The organism is Paenibacillus xylanilyticus, from assembly GCF_047246825.1.
In the GTDB taxonomy this organism is placed as follows: Bacteria; Bacillota; Bacilli; order Paenibacillales; family Paenibacillaceae; genus Paenibacillus; species Paenibacillus xylanilyticus_B.
In genome coordinates this window covers 2,961,546-2,984,891 of record NZ_JBFOLB010000001.1, presented here as the reverse complement: position 1 = coordinate 2,984,891, position 23,346 = coordinate 2,961,546, and the positions used below count along the sequence as shown (strand labels likewise).

The following is a 23,346-nucleotide window of genomic DNA, read 5'->3' as shown; positions in this document are numbered from 1 at the left end:
AGGTGGACTACGAACTATTTATAAATAATAGCTCTGAGGCAGAAAAAATAGGTAATATTATTTTTGAAATAATGAAAGAAGTTATAGGTAAGGAAGTCAAAGTCGAAAAATTGCAGCATAAATTAGGGTATCAATATGTTTACATTGAATCAGAATATTTAACAATTGATATTGATTTGGATGATGAAGATGGTGAAATGGAAGAATACCACGAGATGAATCTGAAATATTATAGCGTAAATACAAATATGCGAATCAATATTCAACTGTTCTCACAGACCTTTGATACAAGTTGGTTGAAATTGATTGAAACAGTGGGGCAATTGTTATCTGTTGTGGAAGGCGATGTACTTTTGCTAGATGATAGATCCTTTCCAATAATGAAGAGAACCAACAATGTCTTGCTTGTAAATAATGATTTAGATGAGTATCAAATCAAGTATATTACTAAAGAAAGCTTAAAACTTCTTAACTGTCATTATATTGAGAGGAGTTTCAAAGCTGAATAGAAATCTTGTTATTGATGCGCTGTACAATTCAATTTCAATAGTTTGAGGATTTGCATATTCAGGAGAGAAAAGTCCATGGAATATTCTCTAAAGGTTAATGGAAAAGAAGAGGCGTTATGGTTAAAAGAATTATTAGGAAGTAAAAATCTTGAATTTCGTTATACAAACAAACAACAAAAATCATTGTCAATTGATGAATTTGCTCTAGCCAATGGTCTGAGAATAAGTGTTTATGAAAATAATTTTCCACCCAATCATCCGGCGGCTACTTATGAAACTATGTTTCAAGAAGAGGACTTTGTTTATGAACAAACAATATCTTATGAGTTAGAGAATAACGAACAATTTGAACTTTGTTATAAAACGATGTACGAAGTTTCTTTTTCTATCTTAGAATCTCTCAAAGTAGATGGGTTATTTTATCATACATCAGGAGAAGAGATATTTTTCTATAGAGATGGAAATTACACCTTTAACGGAAAATATCTTGAATTGCTCGAAGACCAATACAGCGAAATTCTTAAAAGTATCAATTATACGCTTTTTGGTAGCTAATTGATGGCATCAGGGTGTTATATCATAGTCACGACAGGCAACAATGTTTTAGAATTGCTGATGAACCTTATCCATATAAACTTGTTAATTATAATTGGGATTCTTCAGAAATTTCAAAACAGTGGTGTCGAGGACTGTAATGACAACAAATGTTGTTTAAATTTCTGTTTGTCTTTCTAAATGAATTTCCGGTATAAACCCTAACGATATCTAAATGAGTAACTGAAATTCAAAATGAAGAAAGACTAAACTTTAGGACATATTCGAAATGAAATTAAGTAAGCACATCTACCAAGAAAAGAGTAGATGTGCTTTTTTCAATGAATTCAAAACACTTAATGAAATCTTCCACACGTTGGACGATAATATAGTAGAAACATGATGTAGCTCTAACCTGTACATACAGAATATCCACAACCATCCTACACCCACGAGGTATTTCCATGAAACAAGGCATATATGAACAGCTTATCAACACAATCACCAGGCAGGAGATTTCGGCACTAGATCCGGATGTGTATAACATTGGGACTGAGAAGCTGGATGCAGAGGAAGCACGTAAGCTGCTTTCTACGTATTTGGCTGCGGTGACCCGCCGAGCTCTGAAGATTGTGAGAGAACAAACCGAAGATAGTACAGCAGTACTTGCACAGATCCGTACATGTAATAAAATTATCGCTACGTTAAAAGAGACGCTGGGGGAAGAAGAATATAACGAATTGCAGTTGGATGAGCAAGGGGAGGTGCTGACCCATATATATTCCAAGCTGAACAATATTCGAGCCGTACGGGATTCTAAAATCATTCGCCCAGATACGCCTATCGCTCAAAGCTCATTATTTACTGGGGCAAAGTCTGAGCCGAGTATGCTTTTGGAGTTGCAAAAAGAGATCGTTACAGCAGACCGGATCGACTGGCTCGTGTCTTTTATCAAATTCAGTGGGCTTCGCCTACTCTTGGAACAACTTCAGCAATTTACATCTGGTGGCGGGAAGCTGCGAATCATCACGACGACTTATATGGAAGCGACCGACCTCAAGGCCATTACCGAACTCAGCAAATTACCTAACACAGAGATCCAGATTTCGTATGATACCAAAGTGACACGGCTGCACGCCAAAACGTACATTTTCCACCGCGATACCGGATTCACTACCGCTTATGTCGGCTCTTCCAACCTATCCAACCCTGCACTGACAAGTGGTATGGAGTGGAATCTCAAGGTGACGGAGAAGGATTCACTCGACGTGCTTCGCAAGATTGAAGCGACCTTCGAGAGCTACTGGAATGACCGCAAATTCACGCGATATGTGGCTGAGGATGAGGAACATGAGGCACAGTTAAAGGCGGCTCTGAATCGTAAAAAAGATCAATCCAACCAGTTTCACCTCGACATCCAGCCTTTCGATTATCAAAAGGAAGTGCTGGAACAGCTGCACGCCGAGCGTACGCTGTATGGACGAACCCGTAACCTGATCGTTGCTGCCACAGGCGTTGGCAAAACGGTTATCTCAGCCTTCGACTACAAGCGGTTCCTGGCAAGTCACACGGGAGTAAAGATCCTTTTTGTCGCCCATCGGGAAGAAATATTGAAACAAAGTCGGGACACGTTCCGATACATCCTGAAGGATATGAACTTTGGCGAGCTGCATGTGGGCAACCATCAGGCTGAGGCGCTGGACCATCTGTTTATTAGCATTCAGAGCCTTAACTCCATGAAGCTGACGGAGATCACAAGTCGGGATTTTTACGATTACATCATTGTGGATGAATTCCACCATGCGGCGGCGCCATCCTACCAGAAGTTCTTGTCCCATTACGAACCGAAAATCCTGCTCGGATTAACCGCAACCCCGGAACGGATGGATGGCAAAGACATTACCGCCTACTTCGATCATACGATTGCAGCCGAGATCCGTCTGACAGACGCGATTGATCGGAAGCTGCTGAGCCCGTTTCAATATTTCGGCGTAACCGATACCGTGGATCTATCCCAGGTAAAATGGTCGCGCAAAGGCTACGACCTGAACGAACTGGAGAAGCTCTATACCCATAACAAAATCCGTGCCCACCAGATTATCCAAAGTCTAAACAAATACGTAACTGATCTGGAGGAAGTGAAGGGACTCGGGTTCTGCGTTGGTGTGGATCATGCGCTGTATATGGCAAAAATCTTCAACGAAGCGGGCATTCCATCCATGGCCCTGCATGGCGGGTCGAAAGAACAGGAGCGCCATTCTGTGAAAGGGCAGCTGGTAAACGGGGAACTGCGCATGATCTTTGTCGTGGATCTGTACAATGAGGGCGTGGATATCCCTGAAGTGAACACCATCCTGTTCCTGCGTCCTACCGAGAGTCTGACCGTATTCCTGCAACAGTTGGGCCGTGGACTACGGATGGCGGATGGGAAAGAGTGCCTGACCGTGCTCGACTTCATCGGGCAAGCGCATCAGGAGTATAGGTTCCAGGATAAATTCCGCGCCTTGATCGGCGCTACCAAACATTCCATCTCGCACTACGTCGAGAACGGATTTTCAAATCTACCTCGCGGCACCTTCATTCAATTGGAAAAGCAAGCGAAGGAATACATCATGCGCAACCTGAAGCAAATGAGTCGTAATCGCAGACAGTTGATCCAGAAGCTGCAAACGTTCCAGCAAGACACGGGATTGCCGCTGACCTTAGCTCATTTTGTGGAACATCACGGGATGACACTATATGAGTTCTATGGTGGACGTTCAGGGAAACGATATTTCCGCGGCCTGTTGGCCGAAGCCGGATTGACAGAGTCTATCGAGAATGAGCAAGAGGAATATATCCGCAGAATTCCATCTGTGCTGACGATCAACTCCCGAAGCTGGCTGACGTTCCTGATCGACTATATTGAAAAAGGGAAAGAACCCACGACCGCTGATGAACGTCGCATGTTGATCATGTTCTATTACACCTTCCATCGGGCTGCACCTGAGAAGCTGGGACTGAACAGTATCGAAGACGGTGTGCAGCGTGTGCTGTCTTGTGAGGCATTCCGGGCAGAGCTTGTGGATATTTTCAAATATAATCTGGCACATCTGAGATTTGTGGATAAAGCAAATTTGTTCCCATACACTTGTCCACTGGATATCCACTGTATGTATTCCATCGACCAAGTGCTCGCCGCCTTTGGTTACTGGAATGCTCAACAATCACCTGCCTTCCGTGAAGGCGTGAAGTATTTTGCAGATGAACAGACGGATATCTTCTTCATTACGCTGAACAAATCGGATAAGGATTTCTCACCATCCACATTGTATGAGGATTATGCGATTAATGAGGTTCTCTTTCATTGGCAGACCCAAAGCCGGGTGTCTGAAAATACGGCTACTGCGCAGCGATATATTCATCACAGAGATAGAGGTAATCGAATTGTCCTTTTTGTCCGTGAATATAAGGAGGAGCATAACTATACGTCTCCGTTTGTATTCTTGGGCGAAGCAGATTATGTAAGTCATGAGGGAAACAAACCGATGAGCTTTGTGTGGCGGTTGCGGGAAGAGATGCCTGCGAAGATGGTGGCGGTGGCGAATAAGTGTATTGTTTGATAGAAACCAAAGCAGATCCCCGCTGAATTTCAAAAGGAACTGCTTTGGTTAGACGAGAGTACACATATAAATACAGCTTTTTAATTTTTGAATTGAGGCCCTTCATATCCATTGTTATCTGCTTCAGAAGGCCCAGCAGTTATCCCTTCTTCAAGTGTCGCCGGAACTTTGTCTTTACTAGCAGCTGATTCTTGACTTTCCGGTTTAGTTTTTGTCCATACTTCATCGCCAAGAGCTGGGGACTGCCACCAATAAAAGTCACGATACACTAAATCGGTTGTCAAATATAACAACGTTGAATTATTACTTTTATCATTAATGGTCAGTTCATATTGAGAAACTCCAATACCATCAGAATCATTAAGCGCTGTGATCCATTGCTCAATTTTAGGAACGAGACTGTTCACCTCTGGGATTTCCGTTGTAAGGACGATGGAGGCCAGCTTTCCACCCAGTTCGTTATCTGTAACTTTTGTCGATTCCACAGTTACACCGTTTGCCTTTAGTTCACTATATATAGCGTTCTGGGCTGATTCAGAATCGAGCGTTCCTACAATTTTGGATGAGAAGTCTGGTATTCGAGTAATGTCATTAGAAACACCATTGTAGATATTTTGGCCATTTTCCCCTGTAATCGTGAGATCAACATTTTTTATTTGTGAGGTTCCATTAGCACCACTTCTTACTTCATTTCGGATTTTTCGGATGGCTTTAATATCGTCTATGGTTGCTTCTCCAGAAGTAGAAGTTGATTTTGTTTCCAATTTTAAATTCTTCTCTTGGGTGCTAATTTTAGAAATAGCCACCCCTTCCTTGACAAGGTGATCTTGGATTAAATGGGTAGGACTTTCAGCGGAAATAGAGTTAATGTAAAACGCCCCGCTTAGGACGATAACTGCTGCTGCGACAAGAAACCACTTTTTATTTCTCATTTATTTTATCCTCCTTATTAAAGATTAAATTTATGGCCCATAGACTCGGAAATTTGCATTACATGTCTTACTGACTGAATAAGGGCTTTGAGCGGTTGGAGCTGTGTCATTTACAGTCCAAACTCCACTTGAATTTTTATAAGATACACTCGTAAATCTAAACGGACCCATCTGCGTATTTGTTGCATGGCTTTCTCCGTTTGCTTGAACATTGTTATACGTACCTAGGTCCCAACTACCCTTATCATAACCAGCGATATATCCGTGCCATTTACTATCTGCACCTTCATACTGCACGGTGTATTGGATTGAGGTATCTAATAAGTGAGTGCCTACTTCTTCCAAACCATGAACACTATTATACGTATGTTCAATGTAAATTCTAAATCCTGAATATCTCGAATAATATCGGATACCCGTCTGATGCGATCCGGCGAGGATGGCTCGCTCCATTCCAATATTACGGTGTATTCGATGACACGGATTATTCGCAGATTCGCTGGATCGGTACCAAATATGATGAAGAACAGCTCATGGCGGTTCAGCTGCATGAGGAACATGTGGAAAAAATCTATTTGGCCTGGCTGCAGCATAAGCAGACACGTGTCATTGGCTTTTGCTCGTCGATCCGGCAAGCGGATTATTTGGCTGCGTATTTTCGCGGTCAGGGGGGTGAAGGTCCTCAGTCTGCATTCGCGGACATCGGAGATGTCCCGAGAGGAAGCAATTCGGCAGCTTGATGAGGGTGACCTGAAGGTTGTGCTGACGGTGGATCTATTTAACGAAGGTACGGATATCCCACGTGTGGACACACTGTTGTTCGTTCGTCCAACCGAGTCGCTCACGGTATTCACCCAGCAGGTGGGGCGTGGTCTGCGACTGGCGGAAGGCAAATCACATTGTGTCATCATCGACCTGATCGGAAACTACAGGAATGCGGATGTGAAACTGAGTCTGCTGGATGTACGCGGGGAGTTGGAGGGGACCGGGAAAGACAGAGATTCGGCAGTGCCAGAAGTTCCAGACAACTGCGGGATTCATCTGGAGACCCAGGTGGTGAACCTGCTTCAGGAACTGAGCCGCAAACGACTGCCGCGCCGCGAGAAGCTGCATCAGGATTTTCTGGATGTGAAACGTGACTTAGGCCGTATTCCGACTTATCTGGAGCTTCATCTCATGGGACGTTCCAAGAGTATCGGGTATCGGACCGAGTTTGGCTCATATGTCGGATTTCTTTATTGGGCGGAGCTGCTTTCTTCGATGGAGGGAGATACGTTGGTCCGTCACGAAGCATGGCTGCGGGATGTAGAGAAGACGGCGATGAACAAAAGCTACAAGATGATCGTGCTGCTGTACATGTTGGAGCGAGGCGAGGCACACTGGATGGACCCAATCACGCTAGGTGAGATGGCGGAGTTCTTCCATACTTATTTAACGGAGAAGGAGTACCGGAAACGGAAGGACTTTTCGGATAAAGACAAGCTTGCGCTCTGGGAGTGGAACGAGAAGACGGCAGCTAGAATAGAGAAATTGATTATCGAAATGCCAATGTCTATGTGGAGTAAGGCGAAGGGCAGTATGACGAGTTTTGAGAATGGGGTATTCTCACTGAACCTACAGGTGCAGGATGCGGAAGAACGGGCTCTATTATACCGTTGGACAAAGGAGGTATGTCTATATCGGCTGCATGTGCATTTTGAGCGGGGGACAATAAGGTAATATAAAAAAGCTGCTTTTGAATTCAGATGGACTGAATCAAAAGCGGCTTTTAACTATAAATATGTACGATTTGCAAAATCACTGCGAGTTAATCTCTTCTTCACTTTTTCGTTTCTTTATGAAATCCTCAGGTCCACTTTCTGACTTAACTTCGAGAGAAGGGAAATAGTAATAAAGAGAAACCTTAGTATAAGGATCTTGTTTAAGGTGACCTTTTAAGACCATAGTTGAGGACATAGGTACATTGATATAAAATTCAGTGAATTCAACTTCAGCGTCGTAATATTTTCTAAAGTAGTCTTGACCGATAGGGATTGCTTTTTGATAATACTCCTGCTCTTCTTTATCTGATAGCCCCCCACAAGCAGTTAGTAGAGTGACTAAAACAATAAAAATCAAGCCGTTACGGATATAAGTAAGCAATTGGATTCACACCCTCGCATTTATCATTGAAAAATATTTTAATCTATGGGACTTGGGTAGTAAAGAATGATGATTATTTATTCTAACAAAGGATAAATCAGGAATATGGAAGGATGTCTACACAATAAACTTCTACTAACATGGTGGAATTCTATTTTAAATGGCGGAGAATAATATGGGTTGAATTAAAGTGACATCGGAGCAGGTGTTACATGTATCTAGACAGATTGAGCAGGGGAGACAGCAGTTGGAAGATATACGAAATGACCTGACTGCTCGGATTGGATTCATCCAGTCTCAGTGGACGGGAGCAACACAAGTACGGTTTTTCTATGATTTTCAGCAGTCTCGTTCTGTACTGGATCGAGCGCTGGAGAGTATGGTGAAGTCCTCTCAGGATCTCAGGGCCATTGCCGAGAGGTTCCAACAAGTGGATCAGAATCAGGTGAGCTTGGGAGCAGTTGCTGGGCAGATTGCTGCTGGTACGATGGTGAATCATGATACAGATAACTCGGAAGAGCAACAACGAATGGTGTACAATCCGTTATTTGGTGTTTATATGCCTGCCAGTGAAGCGGGAAATGGAATGACTGGTCAGAAGGAATTTGCTGAGTATTGGAAAAATGGTGGTAACTACGAGGAAATGAAAGCTGGACCCAAGCAACCTGAACCTAGTGGTACGGATATATACGATGAACAGATTAAAGCATTTGAGGCTGGTCACCATCCGATCACCGGTTCGTCTGTACCTGCATGGCAAGCAGGAGTCTCTATCGCTAGTATTCAACTCGGAAAGATCGTGATGGCTTTTACGGGTATGTATAATAGGGGCTATAAAGTTCCGAAAGAGGGATTTAAATTACCAAAAGACAGGGGAGTAAAGCCTGGTCAAATTCAGAACAGACTATCTCACGATAACCCAATGCTCAGCAAAACGAACAAAGGATTAGAAGTTCAATATACAAACGATACTGGAAACAAAATCTTTTGGGTAGAGCAGAATCCAAAAAATATACCTAATGCTATAGAAGCTGCAAAAAACAGCCGAGACACAGGGAAAGTTGTGGAAGGGAAAGTTGGTGAATTTGTAGATCGCCATGTTGGTGTAACTGGATTTGGAGTGGAAGTTAAAAATGTGGATAATAAATTAAGAGTTACGGATTTGGATGTTGTTACGAACTCGCAAATTATTGAAGTGAAAAAGTCAGCGGGAGCAGTAAAAATAGACCAAATCGATAGACTAGTAGATAAAAATAATAAAGAATTTTTTAATTATAATAAGAAGGAAGTTGTTTTGTATATTGACGCACCGCTAGAAAATACGGGTCGAATTGCATCTGAAAAACTGGATTATATCAGGAGCAAGGGCGCCAAAGTGGTTAACTCGTTGGAAGATTTAAGGGAGGTACTTAAATAATGGCATCAGCTTTTGTATTGGTAGAAGAGAACAGCAATATCCCCATAGATCGTTTGGTTAGAGATATACAACAAGTTTGTTTGGAAGCAAAGTTAAATTTAGTTTTTGGGATCCAAGATATAGATTCAGAACAGAACATGAAACATTGCGCCCTAGGCATTTCGCTCTCAGACCAACAAGAGTCAGATCATGGTGAGATAAATAATACGATCAGAGTCGATGTATATGATGAACCTGCTCCACATCAATACAGAGAATTGGAATGGAGTGATGCTGGGCAGATATATTTTAACACGCTCATTATCGATGAAGTATATCAAAATGAAGAGGTCACGCTAACCTTTCTGTATCATTTTCTTACGAGACACCCACAGATGGTGGTATGGATGGAGGAAGACTGGGTCTATACATTGTCTTACCTGGAGAAAGCTCTGAAAACTTCAAATCAATCTGATTGGTGTTATGTGAACCCGAATTCTATATAAGTATCACAAATTTTTGAATAAGCCCATTTCAACTCCTATTTGAGTAATTACGGGCTTTTTCTATTTCTTCATCCGATCCACTGCTTTACATAATCTACCTATCTCCATCCATGGCAAATGGTATAATGGCAAAAAGGGAGATTCTGGCGTGAGACTCGAAGACTCCCACTTAGAAAGGATGTTATCCACATGCCTACATACAACAAATTGGTACGGGACAAGATTCCGCATATCATCACATCCAGTGGTAAGGAATGCCGGACACGCATTCTGGACCCGGAGGAGTATAAGCAAGAACTAAGAACGAAGCTGCGTGAAGAGTCGGATGAGTACATAAGTGCAGCGAACGATCAGGAAGCGCTGGAGGAACTCGCCGACATGCTGGAAGTGATCCGGGCGCTGGCGGAGGTACACGGAGCGAATGCGGCACAGCTTGATAAGCTTCGGGCGGACAAAGCCGAGGCGCGTGGCGGATTCCAGGAGCGGGTGTATCTGATCGATGTCGATGAAGCTTAACGTTAAGCTCATTACAGATAACCTGGCAGATGAACTGATCACCCGGATGCAGCATGCGTCCGGGATTTATATTATGACGTCATTTATTATGCAGTCTGGGGTGAAGCTGCTTGCACCGCATTTGAAGCAGGCGGCAGAACGCGGAGCCGAGGTGCGGATGCTCGCTGGAGACTATCTGTATATCACGCAGCCGGAAGGACTGCGGGCGCTGTGTGAGGTTGATCCGCGAATTGAGACACGGCTGTGGCGAAGTATGGGCACTTCTTTTCATCCAAAAGCTTATTTGTTCGATCATGACAACGGGGAAGGACTGCTGATCGTCGGCTCGTCGAATTTTTCATTTACGGCGCTGAAGACGGGGTATGAATGGAATCTCGCGATGAATGCCGAGGCGGAGCCGTATACGTTCCAGATGGCCTTGGACAAGTTCATGCAGAGCTTTTACCATGAGACGACATTACCGGTGAACCCGGATTCGATTGCGTTGTATGAAGAAGAGTACCGAAAGTATCACCAGAAAAACCCAGAGATGATCCAGCGAATTACGGAGATGGAAGAAGCGGAGTTCGGGACGGGGTTACCAGAGGAAACAGAGGAAGAAGCCCACGAGTTTTAATTGGTCTGATTGATATTATAAGTATGAAACCAGGTGGCATACTCGTACACCAAATGCTCCTGTTGAACAAGGTAATACATGGGTAGTTGAACGGATTACTCCTGGTAACACTACTGGACAGCAAAAGACCACTCATATGTTAATGTTTATTCAAGCAAGTGAATCGAGATTCTACTTAGAAGAACTCGAAGCTTTTGAGATTACAAGTATTTTGGAGAGTGACAATGAAGATAAGATCCATTTTGTCTTGAATGCATTAATAGGGGCTAATTTTGGAACGTATACGAAGGAAATCATTCAGTTCGCAAAAAGAAGGCTGAATGATGATCGTTATTCAGAAGATGATATTTTATGGACTGCATTCAAGTATTTGAGTTTATTTTAAGAAGATGATATTAATGACTTCTTTGTGTACTACCTCACCAATATAGAACTCGGAAACGATGAATTAACCGAAATTGCGAGTACCTATTTTAATAAGTAATTATTGATAAACCGTATTCTTAATGCATGCTGTATTCCGGAAGTACGGTCTATCTGCTTTTTATCACAATCGATCTTTTGATGCTACTTCTCCTCGTATCCCTCAATAAGAGAAAGTCTTATTTTTCCCCATCCTTAATAAAAACCATAATAGCTTCATACAAAAATCTCAAAAAGTCCTCATCGCCAAACTGAGCGAAATAACCAGCATAGCGGCGATCCGTCGTATACACTTCTGCGATACAGGTCAAAATTTCAGCGTCACAGACCATAAATGTCTCAAGGCAGATTTTCCATTCACGAATTAAATGTTGCACCTTAACAGAAGCAGGAGACGAATCCTGATGTTTAGCCAGCTCACTAAATACCTGTTCCATCTTTACCGAGAAACGCTGATATGCTTGTTGTTGCTCTTCTGCAGAAAGCTGGTTCACATTGGCTTCGAAGTCCCGATACTTGTCCGTATCCCCATAGACGAGCTTCGCCTCAGACTCATATTGTTCTTGAATGGACAGGATGGGGGAGTCGTCAAACATGTTGAGATAAACGATATCCGTGCCATCCACATATTCATCCAATTGGTCGATGATGGTTTCGAGTTTTTGTTTTCGTTGCACGAGTGTACTTCGATGTGCTCTTAAGATCTCCTTCTGCTCGTGCTTGGAAAGTTTCATCATGGCTGCAATGTCCTTCAATGAAAAGTTCATTTCCTTGAACAATAGAATTGTTTGCAGATTCCCCAGTGCTTCCTGATCGTAAAACCGATATCCGTTATCTTCGACTTTACTTGGCTTCAGCAGATTGGTTCTATCATAATAATGTAAGGCGCGTTTGGTGACGCCCGTAATCTGAATGATGTCTTTAACGGTGAAATAGGGTTTCTTCATTCCAAAAGTCCTTTGTTTCAGCAAGGATGTCACTTGCCGGAGTGATAGTTGCTTCGGTGATATGTTTGCCTGTTTTGTTCAAATAATATTGAATTAAATGATAGCCGCAGGCATAGCCAGCAGCATAGGGCATCCCTACGGGAGCAAAGTTTTGCATGCTCGCAAGTTCATCGCCATAAAGATATGGATTAATTTGCTCAAAGCCTGTAACATGCAGTTGGTCCTTCATTTTCGGTTTAATGATCGTATTTAGGGTTTCCATATTCGTTTTGGCCACCCAGGGCCCTAATAACTCTTCTCCATACAGGGACGTTGCGAAGCTCTCCGCGAGCCCCTCACTAACGACCATTTCTCCTAGCGTAACATACGAGTCCCACTGAATAAATTGATATCTCACGTTATGATTGCACTCATGGGCTAACACGGATTGGATACGAGGTAAAGTATACGTACCTGGGATCAGGTTCGAAATAATATAGCCAGGAATTCCACCATCCCCACATATGCCTTCATTCATCTGTAACGTTGGGCTGTTCTGATCTCCTAATAAAATAGTATATAAATATTCTGAAACCGAAAGTTCAATCCCGTTATCCTTAAAGGTGGATAGACTTGTCGTCACAGCTTCATCGCATTCTTGCCAAAATGCTTCAGATGAAATGGCTGTGAGCGGTTCGCTGATCTCAGCCGTAATGTTCGCAGGAGCGATATTTATAAAGTTATTCATCGTGATGACGTCAAAGCCGTGGGGCTCACTTGATCGAAAGGGGATCTGTTGAATGTTCCACTTCGTCATAAATGGACCCATCATTTCTTGCCGATATAGCTCTAATTTCTCATCTGGTGCAGCATTGATAATCTTTTCATAGATTTTATCCGAACGTAATGCGGTAATTTTCATTGTAATCTCTCCTTCTTGTAAGCTTGATTTCATTATCAAGTATCACCTTACGTAACAGTCAAGGTGAGAAGAGCTGAGTGAATCAAAATAAAGCCGCTCGTGAAATTCAGATGGAATGACATCGGGCAGCTTGTGTTTTATTTGTGATGCGTGATGAAGTTTCACTCTCTCTGTGAGTTCACTTCTTCCTCACTCTTACGTTTGTCAATAAATTCACCTGGACCACTAGCCGACCTAACTTCCATAGATGGCAGGTTTAGCGAAAGGGAGAGTGAAGTTTGTGAATCGTCTTTAACATGACCATACAATACAATTGAGGATGACATAGGTAGATTAATATCGTAATCCGTGAATATGACATCTTCATCATAATACGTTTGGAAATATTCTTGTCCAATAGGAATCGCTTTTTGATAGTACGCTTCACTCTCTTTTTTGGATAATCCTCCGCAACCAGTAAGTACTGCAATTAAAATAATGAAAAGCAATAAACTACGAATATACTTGTACAAATTCAAGGCCCATCCTCTCAAAATATGATATAGCGGGGATATACGATATCGAAACCGATTTGACACCAAAAATGGATATCTTTGTAGTATAATCCATTTGGTTCTGGATCGGAACCCTGCAACAGGAGATGAAAGGGGAGATTGGCATTGAAAAAGGAAATAGGTGTGTGGCTACTATTGGGTGCAGTTTTACTTGCAGGATGTGACTCAGTTCCATCTGACGTTGTTCCGCAAAAACAGATCGAGTCTACCACCAAGCAGGTAACAACTCAGCCCAAGCAAGAGACGGATCCAACATTAAATTGGCTCGGATCTTCGGAGGGTGAACAAGTACAACTTTATGATAATAAGGGAGCAAAAAATACACCTCATAAATTCACTCTAGAGATAAATGGAAATACCAAAGACTTTGTTTGGTACTATCTTGGGGATATGGGAACGGACCCGCAGGTATTTTATACGGATCTTACGGGGGACGATAAGGAAGAAGCTGTAGTAATCATCCAGACTGGAAGAGGGACTGGCTTGAATAATTACGAAATCCATGTCGTGAACGCTGATGACTTCTCCGAAATTAAAGTACAGAGGTACGAAGAGATTGTAGCTGATCACATTGAATCGCATGTTGCGAAAAAAGGAGATGGTACGTTAGCGATTGCAGTTAAAGCACAAGGACAAGCATATAACTTCTATTATGATTTCGATCCAGCTCCGGATTACGATCAAGATGAGCTTGGTTTTGGTGGTGTAACGATCTACCGGCTGGAGAATCAGAAAATTCAATTGCATCTCTCTGGATCTGTCGGCATATCTCCCACATATGTGTGTGATTTTAATGTGACCTACGCATATGACCATGACAAGAACGAATTTATAGTTGATCAGATTGAAGTTGAACCTGTTGAAAATGGAAAAGGATAACCCCGTTGCATGACACATCCAGTCATTTCAAAAAACGCTTACAAACTTTCAATTCTACCCTACCTTTTCCGGAGCGAAGCTGAGATAATGGGATAGAAATAAGGCATGAAACATTGGCCATACAGCCTCAATCACAGCAGAAAAATAAAGCTACATACCCATAGGAGGAGTAGAGATGACTACACAACCAGTACAACTGATTCAGTCCACGGAAGGCCAAGCATTGCTTGCCCAAATGTACGGACAGCAGCAGGTCGAGGAACAGACTGCACGTTACACGAAGCTGAACGCAACATTTGAAGAGTACTTTGGTGCGCAGGAGAGCAGCAAGTTGTTTAGCGCAGCCGGACGCAGTGAGATTGGTGGTAACCATACGGATCATAACCATGGCAAGGTGCTAGCGGGCAGCATTACACTGGATACAATTGCGGTGGCTGCACCAACCACGGAGTCGGTAATTACCTTTTATTCGGAAGGCTATGACAAGAAATATGTAATCGATCTCACGGATCTGACGCCTAAGTCGGAAGACGACGGAACTACGGCGTTGATTCGCGGTATGGCTGCGGGATTCGGAGAATTTGGATATAAGGTAGGCGGCTTTCAGGCGTACATCTCCAGTAACGTGTTCTCGGCATCTGGCTTAAGTTCGTCGGCGTCATTCGAGATGCTGATTTGTACGATTTTGAATCATTTCTACAATGATGGATCGCTGGATGTCGTGGTCATGTCCAAGATTGGTCAGTATGCAGAGAATCAATATTGGAACAAACCGTCCGGTCTGCTGGATCAGATGGCTTGTGCGTATGGTGGTCTGATTGCGATTGATTTTGAAAACCCGGCTGAGCCTGTCATTGAGCCTGTCCAATGGGATTTCCAACAGAACGGCTACTCACTGGTCATTGTAAACACAGGTGGAAACCACGCGGATCTGACCGAAGATTACGCTGCTGTGCCTTATGAGATGAGAGCGGTTGCTCAAGCACTGGGCAAAGAATATGTTCGGGAAATTACGGCAGAGGCGATTTATGCCAATCTCAAGAAAGTCCGTGAAGCTGCGGGAGATCGTGCGGTGCTGCGTGCGCTTCATTTCCTGGAGGAAAACAATCGGGTGGATGGTCAGGTGCAGGCGCTGCGGGATGGACGTTTTGCGGATTTCCTGAACCTGATTACGGCGTCCGGTAACTCTTCCTGGAAATGGCTCCAGAATGTATATCAGAGCGGTTCTGTGAAGGAACAGGAGATTGGGATCGCACTGGCACTGACCGAAAATTATCTGCAAAACCTTGGCGATGGCGCCTGCCGCATACACGGTGGTGGGTTTGCCGGAGTTATTCTGACGATCCTTCCTAACGAAAAAGTGGAGGAGTATATGTCCTGGATGCATGGCATGCTCGAGACGCCGATTATTGTGGTTAACGTGCGTGCACAAGGTGCAGTGTGCCTGAATTCGTTGATCGGTTAGGTGGGTTAAGACAGTCACTTTGCAATAATTCGAGGCAATCATTTGCCCGGTACGAATAAATATTAGTTCATTCATGCATAGCGGTTCTTCATCTTGACGTGGGTCATGGGAGAGGGCCGCTTTTTGCTATGTTCAATTCTCTATAAAAAGTAAAACTTTGAAGGTTGCTACCGTGTTGATAAGGTAGTGCTTTCAAATTGAGGGACTAAGTGTTGATGTATTGAACATGCATCAGAATGTTATTGAAATTTTCTCATGGGGGGATATGGAGAATGACTACAACCATAGTGTCTGAGCAGGAAGAGGAGCGCTTATATGAAGAGCTGCGGCGTGCGCTGGAAGATGTAGAAGAAGGCGAGGAGCGGCAAAGAGTTTTGAAACGCATGATCAGGCAGCTCAAGTTCGCTAAGTGGCAAAAAGAACGAATGCGTAAGTTCAATACCTACTGCGAAAATGTAAGGCCGGCAACACTTTGGATTATTTTAGGTACAGGGGCGCTTACACCAGTTTTGTTATTTAGCATGTTCATATGGGTGTCGCTGTGGGTGGAATGAGGTTGAAGAGTTTACTTCTTTAGGTCAAGAAGCTCTTTGGGCACAATGGCATTCTTTACTTCAAAAGTGTCATAATTGACGAGAATCGTGATCTCTGTTTCTTTATTATTTTCTATATGTCCGCTCAAACTAACATTATGACTTAGATCGGCTGGAAGGAATTTGTGATCTGTGAACTGAACGTCCACTTCATAGTTCTCTTTAAAATAGGCAAGGCTCACTTGCTGGGCTTTCTGTATAGTTTTCTACAAGTACAAATACCTTTTGATCATCGTTCTCTTTGACATAACCATGTATTCCTACGGACTTATCCAGATCAATGGGAGTAAACTTGTGCTCAGTAAAGACAACCTCTATACCATATTGTTCTAATATATAGTTATGAGCAAATTGTTCTGCTTCAGCAAGAATGGTTTTCTCATGAGCAGACATACACCCTCCTAATAGGGAAATAATAAATCCTAAGCCTATCAAGAAAAGAAATTTCCTTTTCAAAATTCAATCACTCCATCTCAAATAACAACGATGTAAACCATTCTTATATAACATATTATAAGTTTAATTGGAATTATATAGGAAAAAAAAGAACCGCTAGTAATCGGATTTGAGTATTCCGACCTTAACGATTCTTTGAGTTAGACTTATGTTAGTGCGACACTTGCTAATGCTTACCGTCTAAAGTTTGGACCTGTCCTTGCATAAACTGATGATATTCGCGGAAACTGCTAATGTGATGCAATGCATCGGTTTTGGAAGACTGGGTCTTGATTTTTCCGTTTCCTGGGTTGTTCTTCATTTGAGTCAGAACCGTTTTAGATCCTTCGATATCACCGGACATTTCCTGAATTCGCTGCAGCAACGCCGGATGTCCTTCGTGTTGAAGCATTTCAGCGAGGGGCCTCATTTCCTCAAGCTTTTGGCTGGATCGTTCGAGCGTGGTCATCACCTGATCCCCGTCGGTATTCGCACTCAACGAGACCATCCGGTGAATATGATCTTTCTCCATACGCTCAAGCGCCTCCAAGTGGGAAGCTTCCAGTCGTTTTGGATCATTCCAGTTTTCAGTTTGGACCTCTGGTTCATTTTGCTGTGATGCCTGGTTTGCGTTATTCCCGTTATTCCCACATCCCCATAGTAAAGATGAACAGGTCAGGATTGCACCGACTGCAATGATGCTTTTCAAGCTCATATTGTCACTCCTTCAATATTTTCCTGAAGGTAGTATGAGCTACAGCTATCAAAATCATGCCTGATTGTTTCACTTTTTTACTAAAAATTACGCATATCCCCAAAAATTCTGGGTAGTAACAGCCCATGTTGACTTTGTATTAATTAAATTTATAAGGTTGAAATTGCAGACTATTAGCTTATTTTTGCAGACCTGCATTTTCGTCTATGTGATCTTGATTTATAATAAATTTATTTGAATAAAAGGTAATTATTCCAAATGGACCTATATCTAGCGGTTGAACAACGTGTTCGATAAGTTTTTTTCGGTCCATATCTAACGAAGTAAGGCGTATTTAATCATTTTTACCTCGCGTCAATAAGGAGGAGCAATGCACATCTACAACAACCCGATCTGGCGCTGGAGCTTTATTCTGCTGTATCCCGCCATTATTTTCATCTATCAGAGCTGGGGGCCAATATTGGATTCGTGGGCAGTTCCCATTATCTTTGTTGCTCTATTTTGCTTTCTGTGGAGCGGGATTGAGGAGATGTTTATTTCGACCGGACTGACCTGGTTTGTGGCTATCCCGTGCTGGTGGTATTTCATTGAGCGTCCGAAGCCGTCTTTCGGTGCGGAGCATTTTGCGGTACATTTATGGTTAATCGTCATCATCTATATTGTCTTTGTTCTCATTCCCCAGGCGCTTATTCTGACCACGCGTTTGCGGATCATGGATTATTTGAATAAAAGTGAGATAGGAGAGGGCAGCTGTTTGCCTTCTTCTTAGATCAATTAGTGCGCATAGGAGAGATGTAAGATTGCAGAGTAAGGATATAAGCAGAAGCAAAGAAAGAAGTTTTTTGTACATTATGATATTCACTTTATTATACGGTTTGACGTTGCTGCTCTGGCCGTTGATCGCTTTTGCCATGGGAATGTCGCTCGCTGCACCGACACCTCCCGAATACGAGGTCGCAAGCCGTCTGGAAGGTACACTGCTGATGACGTATCCCATCGGTGTAATTGCAGCCTTGATTTCGGGCTGGGCATCTTATCATGCGAAAAGATACATCTTTCCTTACTGGATCATGCAGCTGCCTCTGTTATGGTTTGCGGCCTGGATATTGGTAAGTTACTTAGGAACAGCGCTATCTGAGGTGCCATTTTTACGGTAGTCTTAATATACATAGCGTTTCAACGTTAGGGAGGGATGCTTATAAACCGCATAAAACGTATCAACAAACCATATTTCATTTTCCTGCTCTGGAATGTAATTATGATCTTTGCCGTACAGGGGTTAACATTTCAGCATGAACCTGGCAAAGGAGTTTCGGGCAACGGTAATCCGGGAGTTCTGGTTCTCTTTCCATCCCTTCTGACCTTTGTAATCCTGTGTATCTGGACAGTATCGCTGTCCAAATGGTGGTTGTAGGATCAGCGCCAGTACAGGAGTGGGAAAGTACACGTAATGGTGACCCTCGTTGCCATCCTGCTGTGTGTACTGTCTGTCTTCCTGGAGCTGCAAATGATCGGGAATTTACGCATACAGCTTCATGGTTTCACGAATGATCCAGATTCAGCAGTATACCGTTTTGGCTGGTTGAACCAGTACACGAATACACTTTTTTATAACGTTCCAATCCTGCTGTTTGGGCTGTCATTTTCTACATTGATCGGCTGGCTTCTGGAACAGAGGGTGCGGAATAGCATTCAATGAGTCTTTCTTTATCTTCCATACCTGAAAATAATCCGAGTATTAAACAACAATCCCCTTGTCCGGCTTCAGCCAAACAAGGGGATTTTGCTGCTCTTGCTACACTTTCCTGCGGAATTTACCCGTATAAGGAATGGTAATCTTAATTTTCAGCTGCTGGATTGAATCCTCCGTAAGGATCATCTTGGAGCCATTGTTGGAAAGCTTGCGCCACAGGCTCGGATTTTTGCGATATAGCTTTTCCTGAAGGCCATAGATATCGACTCCACGTTTCAGCCCCTGACGGTACGTTTGCAGGATCTGATCCCGTAGCGTCTTCTCACTAAATTGGACCATCTCATCATAGGAGATCGGGTTGAGGTATTCATACAAGGCTGTCAGGTATTTGGCATCAATGTTGAAACGAACTTCATTTCCTTGAACGACAGGCTCAATCTTGAGGTTGGGCAAGCCCACACTGAGGACGCCATAGATGGTTCCTTCATTTTCAATAGCCAGTGGTGCGCGCCGCAGATCTTTGAGCAGCCAGTGGTATCCTGGAAGTTTAGTGCGGGGCAAATATTCAAAGTTATTCCCGGTTCTTTCGAAAAAAGCGCCGTCGATCACAAACAGTTCATGATTCTTTTGGTTCTGGGACCAATGATCCTTGTTCAGGGCAATACATGGCAGATAGGTTGTTGTGGACGGGTCGTTATGGGTGGCAATCAGCTTGAAGCTGAGCACCGGAGGAAAGAGCGACTCCTCCAGAAAGCTGGGAAGCGGGTTATGCAAAATGCTGTCCAGCGGCGACATATTGTATATGGACGTGGCACTCATTATATTTTCCAAAGGTTCACGAGTGCCATACACCCAGGTTGTATATCTGGATTCCGGGAAGCGTCCGAGCATATCAAACACACCCTTGATATGATTGCTTGTCAGAACGCTTTCGGCCATAACGATCGCCGTCACATGTCCCCAGGCAATATGGAGCTGGGCACTCCTGAACAGTTCATTTATAGCCAGGTTCAATGTTTTGCCCGCTGCATGTCCAACCCATATGGGAGGAGGTTCCTCATTTTTGGTTGAGCTCTCACTTTTGGCTACACTGGCAAAGTCCATGGTCTGCACGTACACGTGATACATCCCGTCCTTATAATCGACGCCGATCGCTTTGGCATAGTCCACCTGCTGGATCTCATAGGCACTCCAGCACCCGCTGGTCACGATACACAGAGCAAGACTGAGCAGTCCTAACGACCATCGGCGGATCTGCCGTTTCATCGATCATTACCTTCTTTGCGTGGCTTCTGTGTTTCGAGATACACGGGTCTGCGTTTCATCCAGCCCTTCGGCAGCTTGAACATGGAAGCGAGAGCTTGTTTGAAATTCAGCGGACTCAGCGGGGTCAGATAAGGGATGCCGAACGACTTCAGATCGGTCAGATAGATCAGGAACAGGATAATGGACAGAATGAACCCGTATATACCAAGGGATGCTCCCAATACATAACAGAAAAAGCGCAAAATCAGAACCGAACTCGTCATGACCTGATTCACGATCGTTGCCCCGGCGACGACCGTTACGGCAATGACGACAATCATGAGCGGGGAGACCATGCCCGCACGAATGGCTGAATCCCCGATAATCAATCCTCCCACGACGGTCAGCGTCTGACCGATGGCACTGGGAAGACGTACACCTGCCTCCCGGAACAACTCCATCAGAAGCATAATGAGAAACATCTCTACTCCAGATTCCATAGGCAGCCCCATTCGTCCAACCGAGATCGTGGCAACCAGCGGGAAAGGCAGCTGGTCCATATGAAATGAAGTAAGGGCAATATAGAAGCCAGGCAGAAAAATGGTTACCAATAGTCCGATAAAGCGCAGCATGCGGCCCATATTCACCGGAAGAAATGGAAAGCTGGCATCCTCAGGTGATTTGAGAAGCAGAAACAGATTTACCGGGCCAATGATGACGCTTGGATTGCCATCCACGATGAGGACGAAGCGACCGTTCTGTAGACATTCCGCAGCAAAATCGGGCCTGCCCGTGTAATGGGTTACCGGAAATAGGGTAACTTTTGATGGCGACAGCAATTCTTCCAGTTCATTCGCAGTCAGGATTCGTTCCGTATCAATTTTGCGCAGCCGATTCTTGACATCATCGATCAGATCGGGGTTCGCAATATTTTTGATATACATCAGCGCTACTTTGGTCACCGAACGTGAACCGATTAATTCAATATTGCAGGCCAAATCGGCTGTACGCAGACGTGTGCGAATTAACGTGATATTGACGGACAACCGTTCGATAAAGCCGTCCCGGGCTCCGCGGATAGATACTTCAGTCGTGGATTCTTCTGGCGTACGGGTAGGGATATTGGAAATATCCATGCTCCACATCGTCTGCAGGGAAGGGATGCAGATGAGCATATGCCCCTCAAATACCCGCAGGGACATCAGTCTCGTTCCCAGAGCCTTATCCTGCAAATCCATGCGGGTCCATTGAAGGGTGATGGATCTCTCAATATCGGATGTACGAACAAAGTGAGTACTCTCGTAGGCCCGCGTCAATTCGGGAAGAATAATATCATAGATTGATTTGCTGTCCACCATACCACTGCAATACACGATGATGATCTGTACAGGAGACTCCCCGATCATATGGCTGCTGATGATAACATCGTCTGATCCGGCAAAAAAGGTCGTCAGGTTATGCTCGTTGATACGAAAAGACTCATCCGGATGAAGGTCCTTCTTGGGTCTGGTTGTGATCGGCATGGGCAGGAGCCTCCTTGTCTTTTTTATGTATGATTGCGGCCAGGGTCAACAGAATAGTGACAACGGACACGTAGGCGAGCATCACGGGAAACTGAATATGATTTACATAATATTCGACATAGTCAATTCGCCACCACTGTACGGCCACGAAGCACATGATGAATGCGACGGACAAAACGGCAATATATCTCTTTCGGGGTCTGCGAAAATCGAGCAGATCCACAATGAGATAGATGGAAATAGCCACTCTGGCAAAAGAGCCGCTCAGCCATTGATAGATGGATAGGAAATCCACGTGCTGGAACAATTTCCCGATATTGACCAGCTTCCATTGTTCGTAGGGACTGTTTCGCTGCTTGGCCGCTTCCTCGGGACCGAATTCAACAATAGCTCCCAGAGTAGGGCCTATCGCCATTGTAATCATGAATAGTCCGAGGAGCAGAACGTGCCACCAGCGAATTTTGCTTTTGACTTTATGCTGAAAGAGCATCAATATCCAGATCTCCATCAGTCCTGCGAGCGAATAAATCATGCCTTTCAGAACGGGACCGGCACCATATTCCATGATCGGGAACAGCTGGCCATAGTCCTTGTATTTCATGTTGGCTGACATCACGAAGTATCCCAGCAAAATCACGAAAGGGAGCAGGATACTTGAAGTCATGGCAATGGACCGGATTCCTTTGGCAGCCGACCAAGCAGCAACTAACACTCCACCTCCTGCGAGCACGTATGTTGGGGTGAATTGCAGATAAGTGGACACCGTCCAGCTCGTTGTCTCATATAAGGTATGTGTCCCGAGTGCAAACAGCAGAAGAGATGCGGAAATACGGAAGATCCAGGAAGGGACGATGCCGAATTCCCGTGTAATCCAGTCCGTCAAACGCTGTCCCCTCACCCGGCGAATGATCACGAACATCATACATAGAAACAGCATGAAGAAAGGCGCAGCAGCCGCGACGGATAACCAGCCGTCTCTGCCTGCCTGATCCAGAATCGCCGGTATAGACAGAACATGGCATACGAGTCCGGCACTGAGCAAAATGATGGAAAAGGAAAGCCATATCGTGATTTCACCCTTTTCACGGCTCATGGGAATCCTCCTTTCCGTCCAAGGAAGTTTCCGTTAGCTTGTACAGCATATGGGATTTCGATTCCTCTTGATCTATTTTTGAAGCAAAACCTTTCATATCATGGCGATCGGACAATTTTTGTCTACC

Annotated in this window: 27 protein-coding genes; 16 read left to right on the top strand and 11 right to left on the bottom strand. The window is 44.0% G+C overall.

The annotated features are described in order from the left end of the window. The first annotated feature begins 2 nt into the window (after positions 1-2). From AB3N00_RS13340 to AB3N00_RS13330, 3 genes are all read left to right on the top strand, one after another. Positions 3-509, top strand: a complete 507-nt coding sequence (locus AB3N00_RS13340; protein WP_413034948.1) for a hypothetical protein — start codon at positions 3-5, stop codon at positions 507-509. 75 nt (positions 510-584) lie between these two features. Next, entirely contained in the window at positions 585-1,064 is a 480-nt protein-coding gene (locus tag AB3N00_RS13335; RefSeq protein WP_413034947.1) for a hypothetical protein, read from the top strand. 443 nt (positions 1,065-1,507) lie between these two features. Continuing rightward, entirely contained in the window at positions 1,508-4,645 is a 3,138-nt protein-coding gene (locus AB3N00_RS13330; RefSeq protein ID WP_413034946.1) for a DUF3427 domain-containing protein, read from the top strand. Between the two features lie 80 nt (positions 4,646-4,725). Here the strand turns inward: AB3N00_RS13330 and AB3N00_RS13325 are convergent, their stop codons facing one another. Next, entirely contained in the window at positions 4,726-5,577 is an 852-nt protein-coding gene (locus tag AB3N00_RS13325; RefSeq protein ID WP_413034945.1) for a hypothetical protein, read from the bottom strand. Between the two features lie 332 nt (positions 5,578-5,909). Beyond that, positions 5,910-6,128: a hypothetical protein gene (locus AB3N00_RS13320; RefSeq protein WP_413034944.1), complete on the bottom strand. Its 219-nt coding sequence runs from the start codon at positions 6,126-6,128 to the stop codon at positions 5,910-5,912. On the opposite strand from AB3N00_RS13320, the gene AB3N00_RS13315 reads away from it, so the two are divergent. Together AB3N00_RS13315 and AB3N00_RS13310 are read left to right on the top strand one after the other, a co-directional pair. After that, positions 6,111-6,317, top strand: coding sequence for a hypothetical protein (locus AB3N00_RS13315; protein WP_413034943.1), 207 nt, complete (start codon positions 6,111-6,113; stop codon positions 6,315-6,317). The genes AB3N00_RS13320 and AB3N00_RS13315 overlap by 18 nt on opposite strands. Continuing rightward, positions 6,286-7,296 carry a helicase-related protein gene (locus AB3N00_RS13310; protein WP_413034942.1) on the top strand — a complete coding sequence of 337 codons (1,011 nt, stop codon included), beginning with the start codon at positions 6,286-6,288 and terminating at the stop codon, positions 7,294-7,296. The genes AB3N00_RS13315 and AB3N00_RS13310 overlap by 32 nt, the downstream gene beginning before the upstream one ends. A 78-nt stretch (positions 7,297-7,374) precedes the next feature. Here AB3N00_RS13310 and AB3N00_RS13305 read toward each other — a convergent pair whose 3' ends face one another. Further along, positions 7,375-7,719, bottom strand: a complete 345-nt coding sequence (locus tag AB3N00_RS13305) for a hypothetical protein (RefSeq protein WP_413034941.1) — start codon at positions 7,717-7,719, stop codon at positions 7,375-7,377. Between the two features lie 190 nt (positions 7,720-7,909). On the opposite strand from AB3N00_RS13305, the gene AB3N00_RS13300 reads away from it, so the two are divergent. The 5 genes from AB3N00_RS13300 to AB3N00_RS13280 all read left to right on the top strand — a co-directional run bounded on the left by AB3N00_RS13300 (position 7,910) and on the right by AB3N00_RS13280 (position 11,138). After that, positions 7,910-9,136: a WXG100 family type VII secretion target gene (locus AB3N00_RS13300; RefSeq protein WP_413034940.1), complete on the top strand. Its 1,227-nt coding sequence runs from the start codon at positions 7,910-7,912 to the stop codon at positions 9,134-9,136. Beyond that, entirely contained in the window at positions 9,136-9,621 is a 486-nt protein-coding gene (locus AB3N00_RS13295) for a hypothetical protein (RefSeq protein WP_413034939.1), read from the top strand. Before AB3N00_RS13300 ends, AB3N00_RS13295 begins: the two co-directional genes overlap by 1 nt. A 189-nt stretch (positions 9,622-9,810) precedes the next feature. Beyond that, positions 9,811-10,137, top strand: a complete 327-nt coding sequence (locus AB3N00_RS13290) for a phosphoribosyl-ATP pyrophosphohydrolase (RefSeq protein ID WP_413034938.1) — start codon at positions 9,811-9,813, stop codon at positions 10,135-10,137. Further along, complete coding sequence (locus AB3N00_RS13285) at positions 10,127-10,753, top strand: phospholipase D-like domain-containing protein (protein ID WP_413034937.1); 627 nt, start codon at positions 10,127-10,129, stop codon at positions 10,751-10,753. Before AB3N00_RS13290 ends, AB3N00_RS13285 begins: the two co-directional genes overlap by 11 nt. A gap of 142 nt (positions 10,754-10,895) precedes the next feature. Next, a complete protein-coding gene (locus tag AB3N00_RS13280; RefSeq protein ID WP_413034936.1) occupies positions 10,896-11,138 on the top strand; it encodes a hypothetical protein in 243 nt (80 codons plus the stop codon). A 217-nt stretch (positions 11,139-11,355) separates the two neighbouring features. Here the strand turns inward: AB3N00_RS13280 and AB3N00_RS13275 are convergent, their stop codons facing one another. From AB3N00_RS13275 to AB3N00_RS13265, 3 genes are all read right to left on the bottom strand, one after another. Continuing rightward, positions 11,356-12,123, bottom strand: a complete 768-nt coding sequence (locus AB3N00_RS13275; protein WP_413034935.1) for a MerR family transcriptional regulator — start codon at positions 12,121-12,123, stop codon at positions 11,356-11,358. Further along, a complete protein-coding gene (locus tag AB3N00_RS13270; protein ID WP_413034934.1) occupies positions 12,098-13,024 on the bottom strand; it encodes a DUF2268 domain-containing protein in 927 nt (308 codons plus the stop codon). The genes AB3N00_RS13275 and AB3N00_RS13270 overlap by 26 nt, the downstream gene beginning before the upstream one ends. 161 nt (positions 13,025-13,185) lie before the next feature. Next, on the bottom strand, positions 13,186-13,542 hold the full coding sequence (locus tag AB3N00_RS13265) for a hypothetical protein (RefSeq protein WP_413034933.1): 357 nt from the start codon (positions 13,540-13,542) through the stop codon (positions 13,186-13,188). A 141-nt stretch (positions 13,543-13,683) separates the two neighbouring features. Here AB3N00_RS13265 and AB3N00_RS13260 point away from each other — a divergent pair, with 141 nt between their 5' ends. The 3 genes from AB3N00_RS13260 (at position 13,684) to AB3N00_RS13250 (ending at position 16,476) form a co-directional block, all read left to right on the top strand. Next, positions 13,684-14,457, top strand: coding sequence for a hypothetical protein (locus tag AB3N00_RS13260; protein ID WP_413034932.1), 774 nt, complete (start codon positions 13,684-13,686; stop codon positions 14,455-14,457). Positions 14,458-14,632: 175 nt separating this feature from the next. Continuing rightward, complete coding sequence (locus AB3N00_RS13255; RefSeq protein WP_413034931.1) at positions 14,633-15,922, top strand: galactokinase; 1,290 nt, start codon at positions 14,633-14,635, stop codon at positions 15,920-15,922. Between the two features lie 272 nt (positions 15,923-16,194). After that, the gene (locus AB3N00_RS13250; RefSeq protein ID WP_413034930.1) at positions 16,195-16,476 is read left to right on the top strand and encodes a hypothetical protein; all 282 of its coding nucleotides are present in this window, start codon (positions 16,195-16,197) and stop codon (positions 16,474-16,476) included. Between the two features lie 201 nt (positions 16,477-16,677). Here AB3N00_RS13250 and AB3N00_RS13245 read toward each other — a convergent pair whose 3' ends face one another. Both AB3N00_RS13245 and AB3N00_RS13240 read right to left on the bottom strand, forming a co-directional pair. Beyond that, entirely contained in the window at positions 16,678-16,908 is a 231-nt protein-coding gene (locus AB3N00_RS13245) for a hypothetical protein (protein ID WP_413034929.1), read from the bottom strand. Positions 16,909-17,137: 229 nt separating this feature from the next. Next, complete coding sequence (locus AB3N00_RS13240; protein WP_413034928.1) at positions 17,138-17,665, bottom strand: hypothetical protein; 528 nt, start codon at positions 17,663-17,665, stop codon at positions 17,138-17,140. A 370-nt stretch (positions 17,666-18,035) separates the two neighbouring features. Here AB3N00_RS13240 and AB3N00_RS13235 point away from each other — a divergent pair, with 370 nt between their 5' ends. The 3 genes from AB3N00_RS13235 (at position 18,036) to AB3N00_RS13225 (ending at position 19,364) form a co-directional block, all read left to right on the top strand. Continuing rightward, positions 18,036-18,434 carry a hypothetical protein gene (locus tag AB3N00_RS13235; RefSeq protein WP_413034927.1) on the top strand — a complete coding sequence of 133 codons (399 nt, stop codon included), beginning with the start codon at positions 18,036-18,038 and terminating at the stop codon, positions 18,432-18,434. An 82-nt stretch (positions 18,435-18,516) separates the two neighbouring features. Next, positions 18,517-18,822, top strand: a complete 306-nt coding sequence (locus AB3N00_RS13230; RefSeq protein WP_413034926.1) for a hypothetical protein — start codon at positions 18,517-18,519, stop codon at positions 18,820-18,822. A gap of 293 nt (positions 18,823-19,115) precedes the next feature. Further along, positions 19,116-19,364: a hypothetical protein gene (locus AB3N00_RS13225; RefSeq protein ID WP_413034925.1), complete on the top strand. Its 249-nt coding sequence runs from the start codon at positions 19,116-19,118 to the stop codon at positions 19,362-19,364. Between the two features lie 96 nt (positions 19,365-19,460). Here the strand turns inward: AB3N00_RS13225 and AB3N00_RS13220 are convergent, their stop codons facing one another. The 3 genes from AB3N00_RS13220 to AB3N00_RS13210 are packed head-to-tail and all read right to left on the bottom strand — an operon-like array spanning position 19,461 to position 23,219. Continuing rightward, entirely contained in the window at positions 19,461-20,624 is a 1,164-nt protein-coding gene (locus AB3N00_RS13220; RefSeq protein WP_413034924.1) for a Ger(x)C family spore germination protein, read from the bottom strand. After that, the gene (locus AB3N00_RS13215; RefSeq protein ID WP_413034923.1) at positions 20,621-22,126 is read right to left on the bottom strand and encodes a spore germination protein; all 1,506 of its coding nucleotides are present in this window, start codon (positions 22,124-22,126) and stop codon (positions 20,621-20,623) included. The genes AB3N00_RS13220 and AB3N00_RS13215 overlap by 4 nt, the downstream gene beginning before the upstream one ends. Next, positions 22,083-23,219 carry a GerAB/ArcD/ProY family transporter gene (locus AB3N00_RS13210; protein WP_413034922.1) on the bottom strand — a complete coding sequence of 379 codons (1,137 nt, stop codon included), beginning with the start codon at positions 23,217-23,219 and terminating at the stop codon, positions 22,083-22,085. Before AB3N00_RS13210 ends, AB3N00_RS13215 begins: the two co-directional genes overlap by 44 nt. Positions 23,220-23,346: the final 127 nt, after the last annotated feature.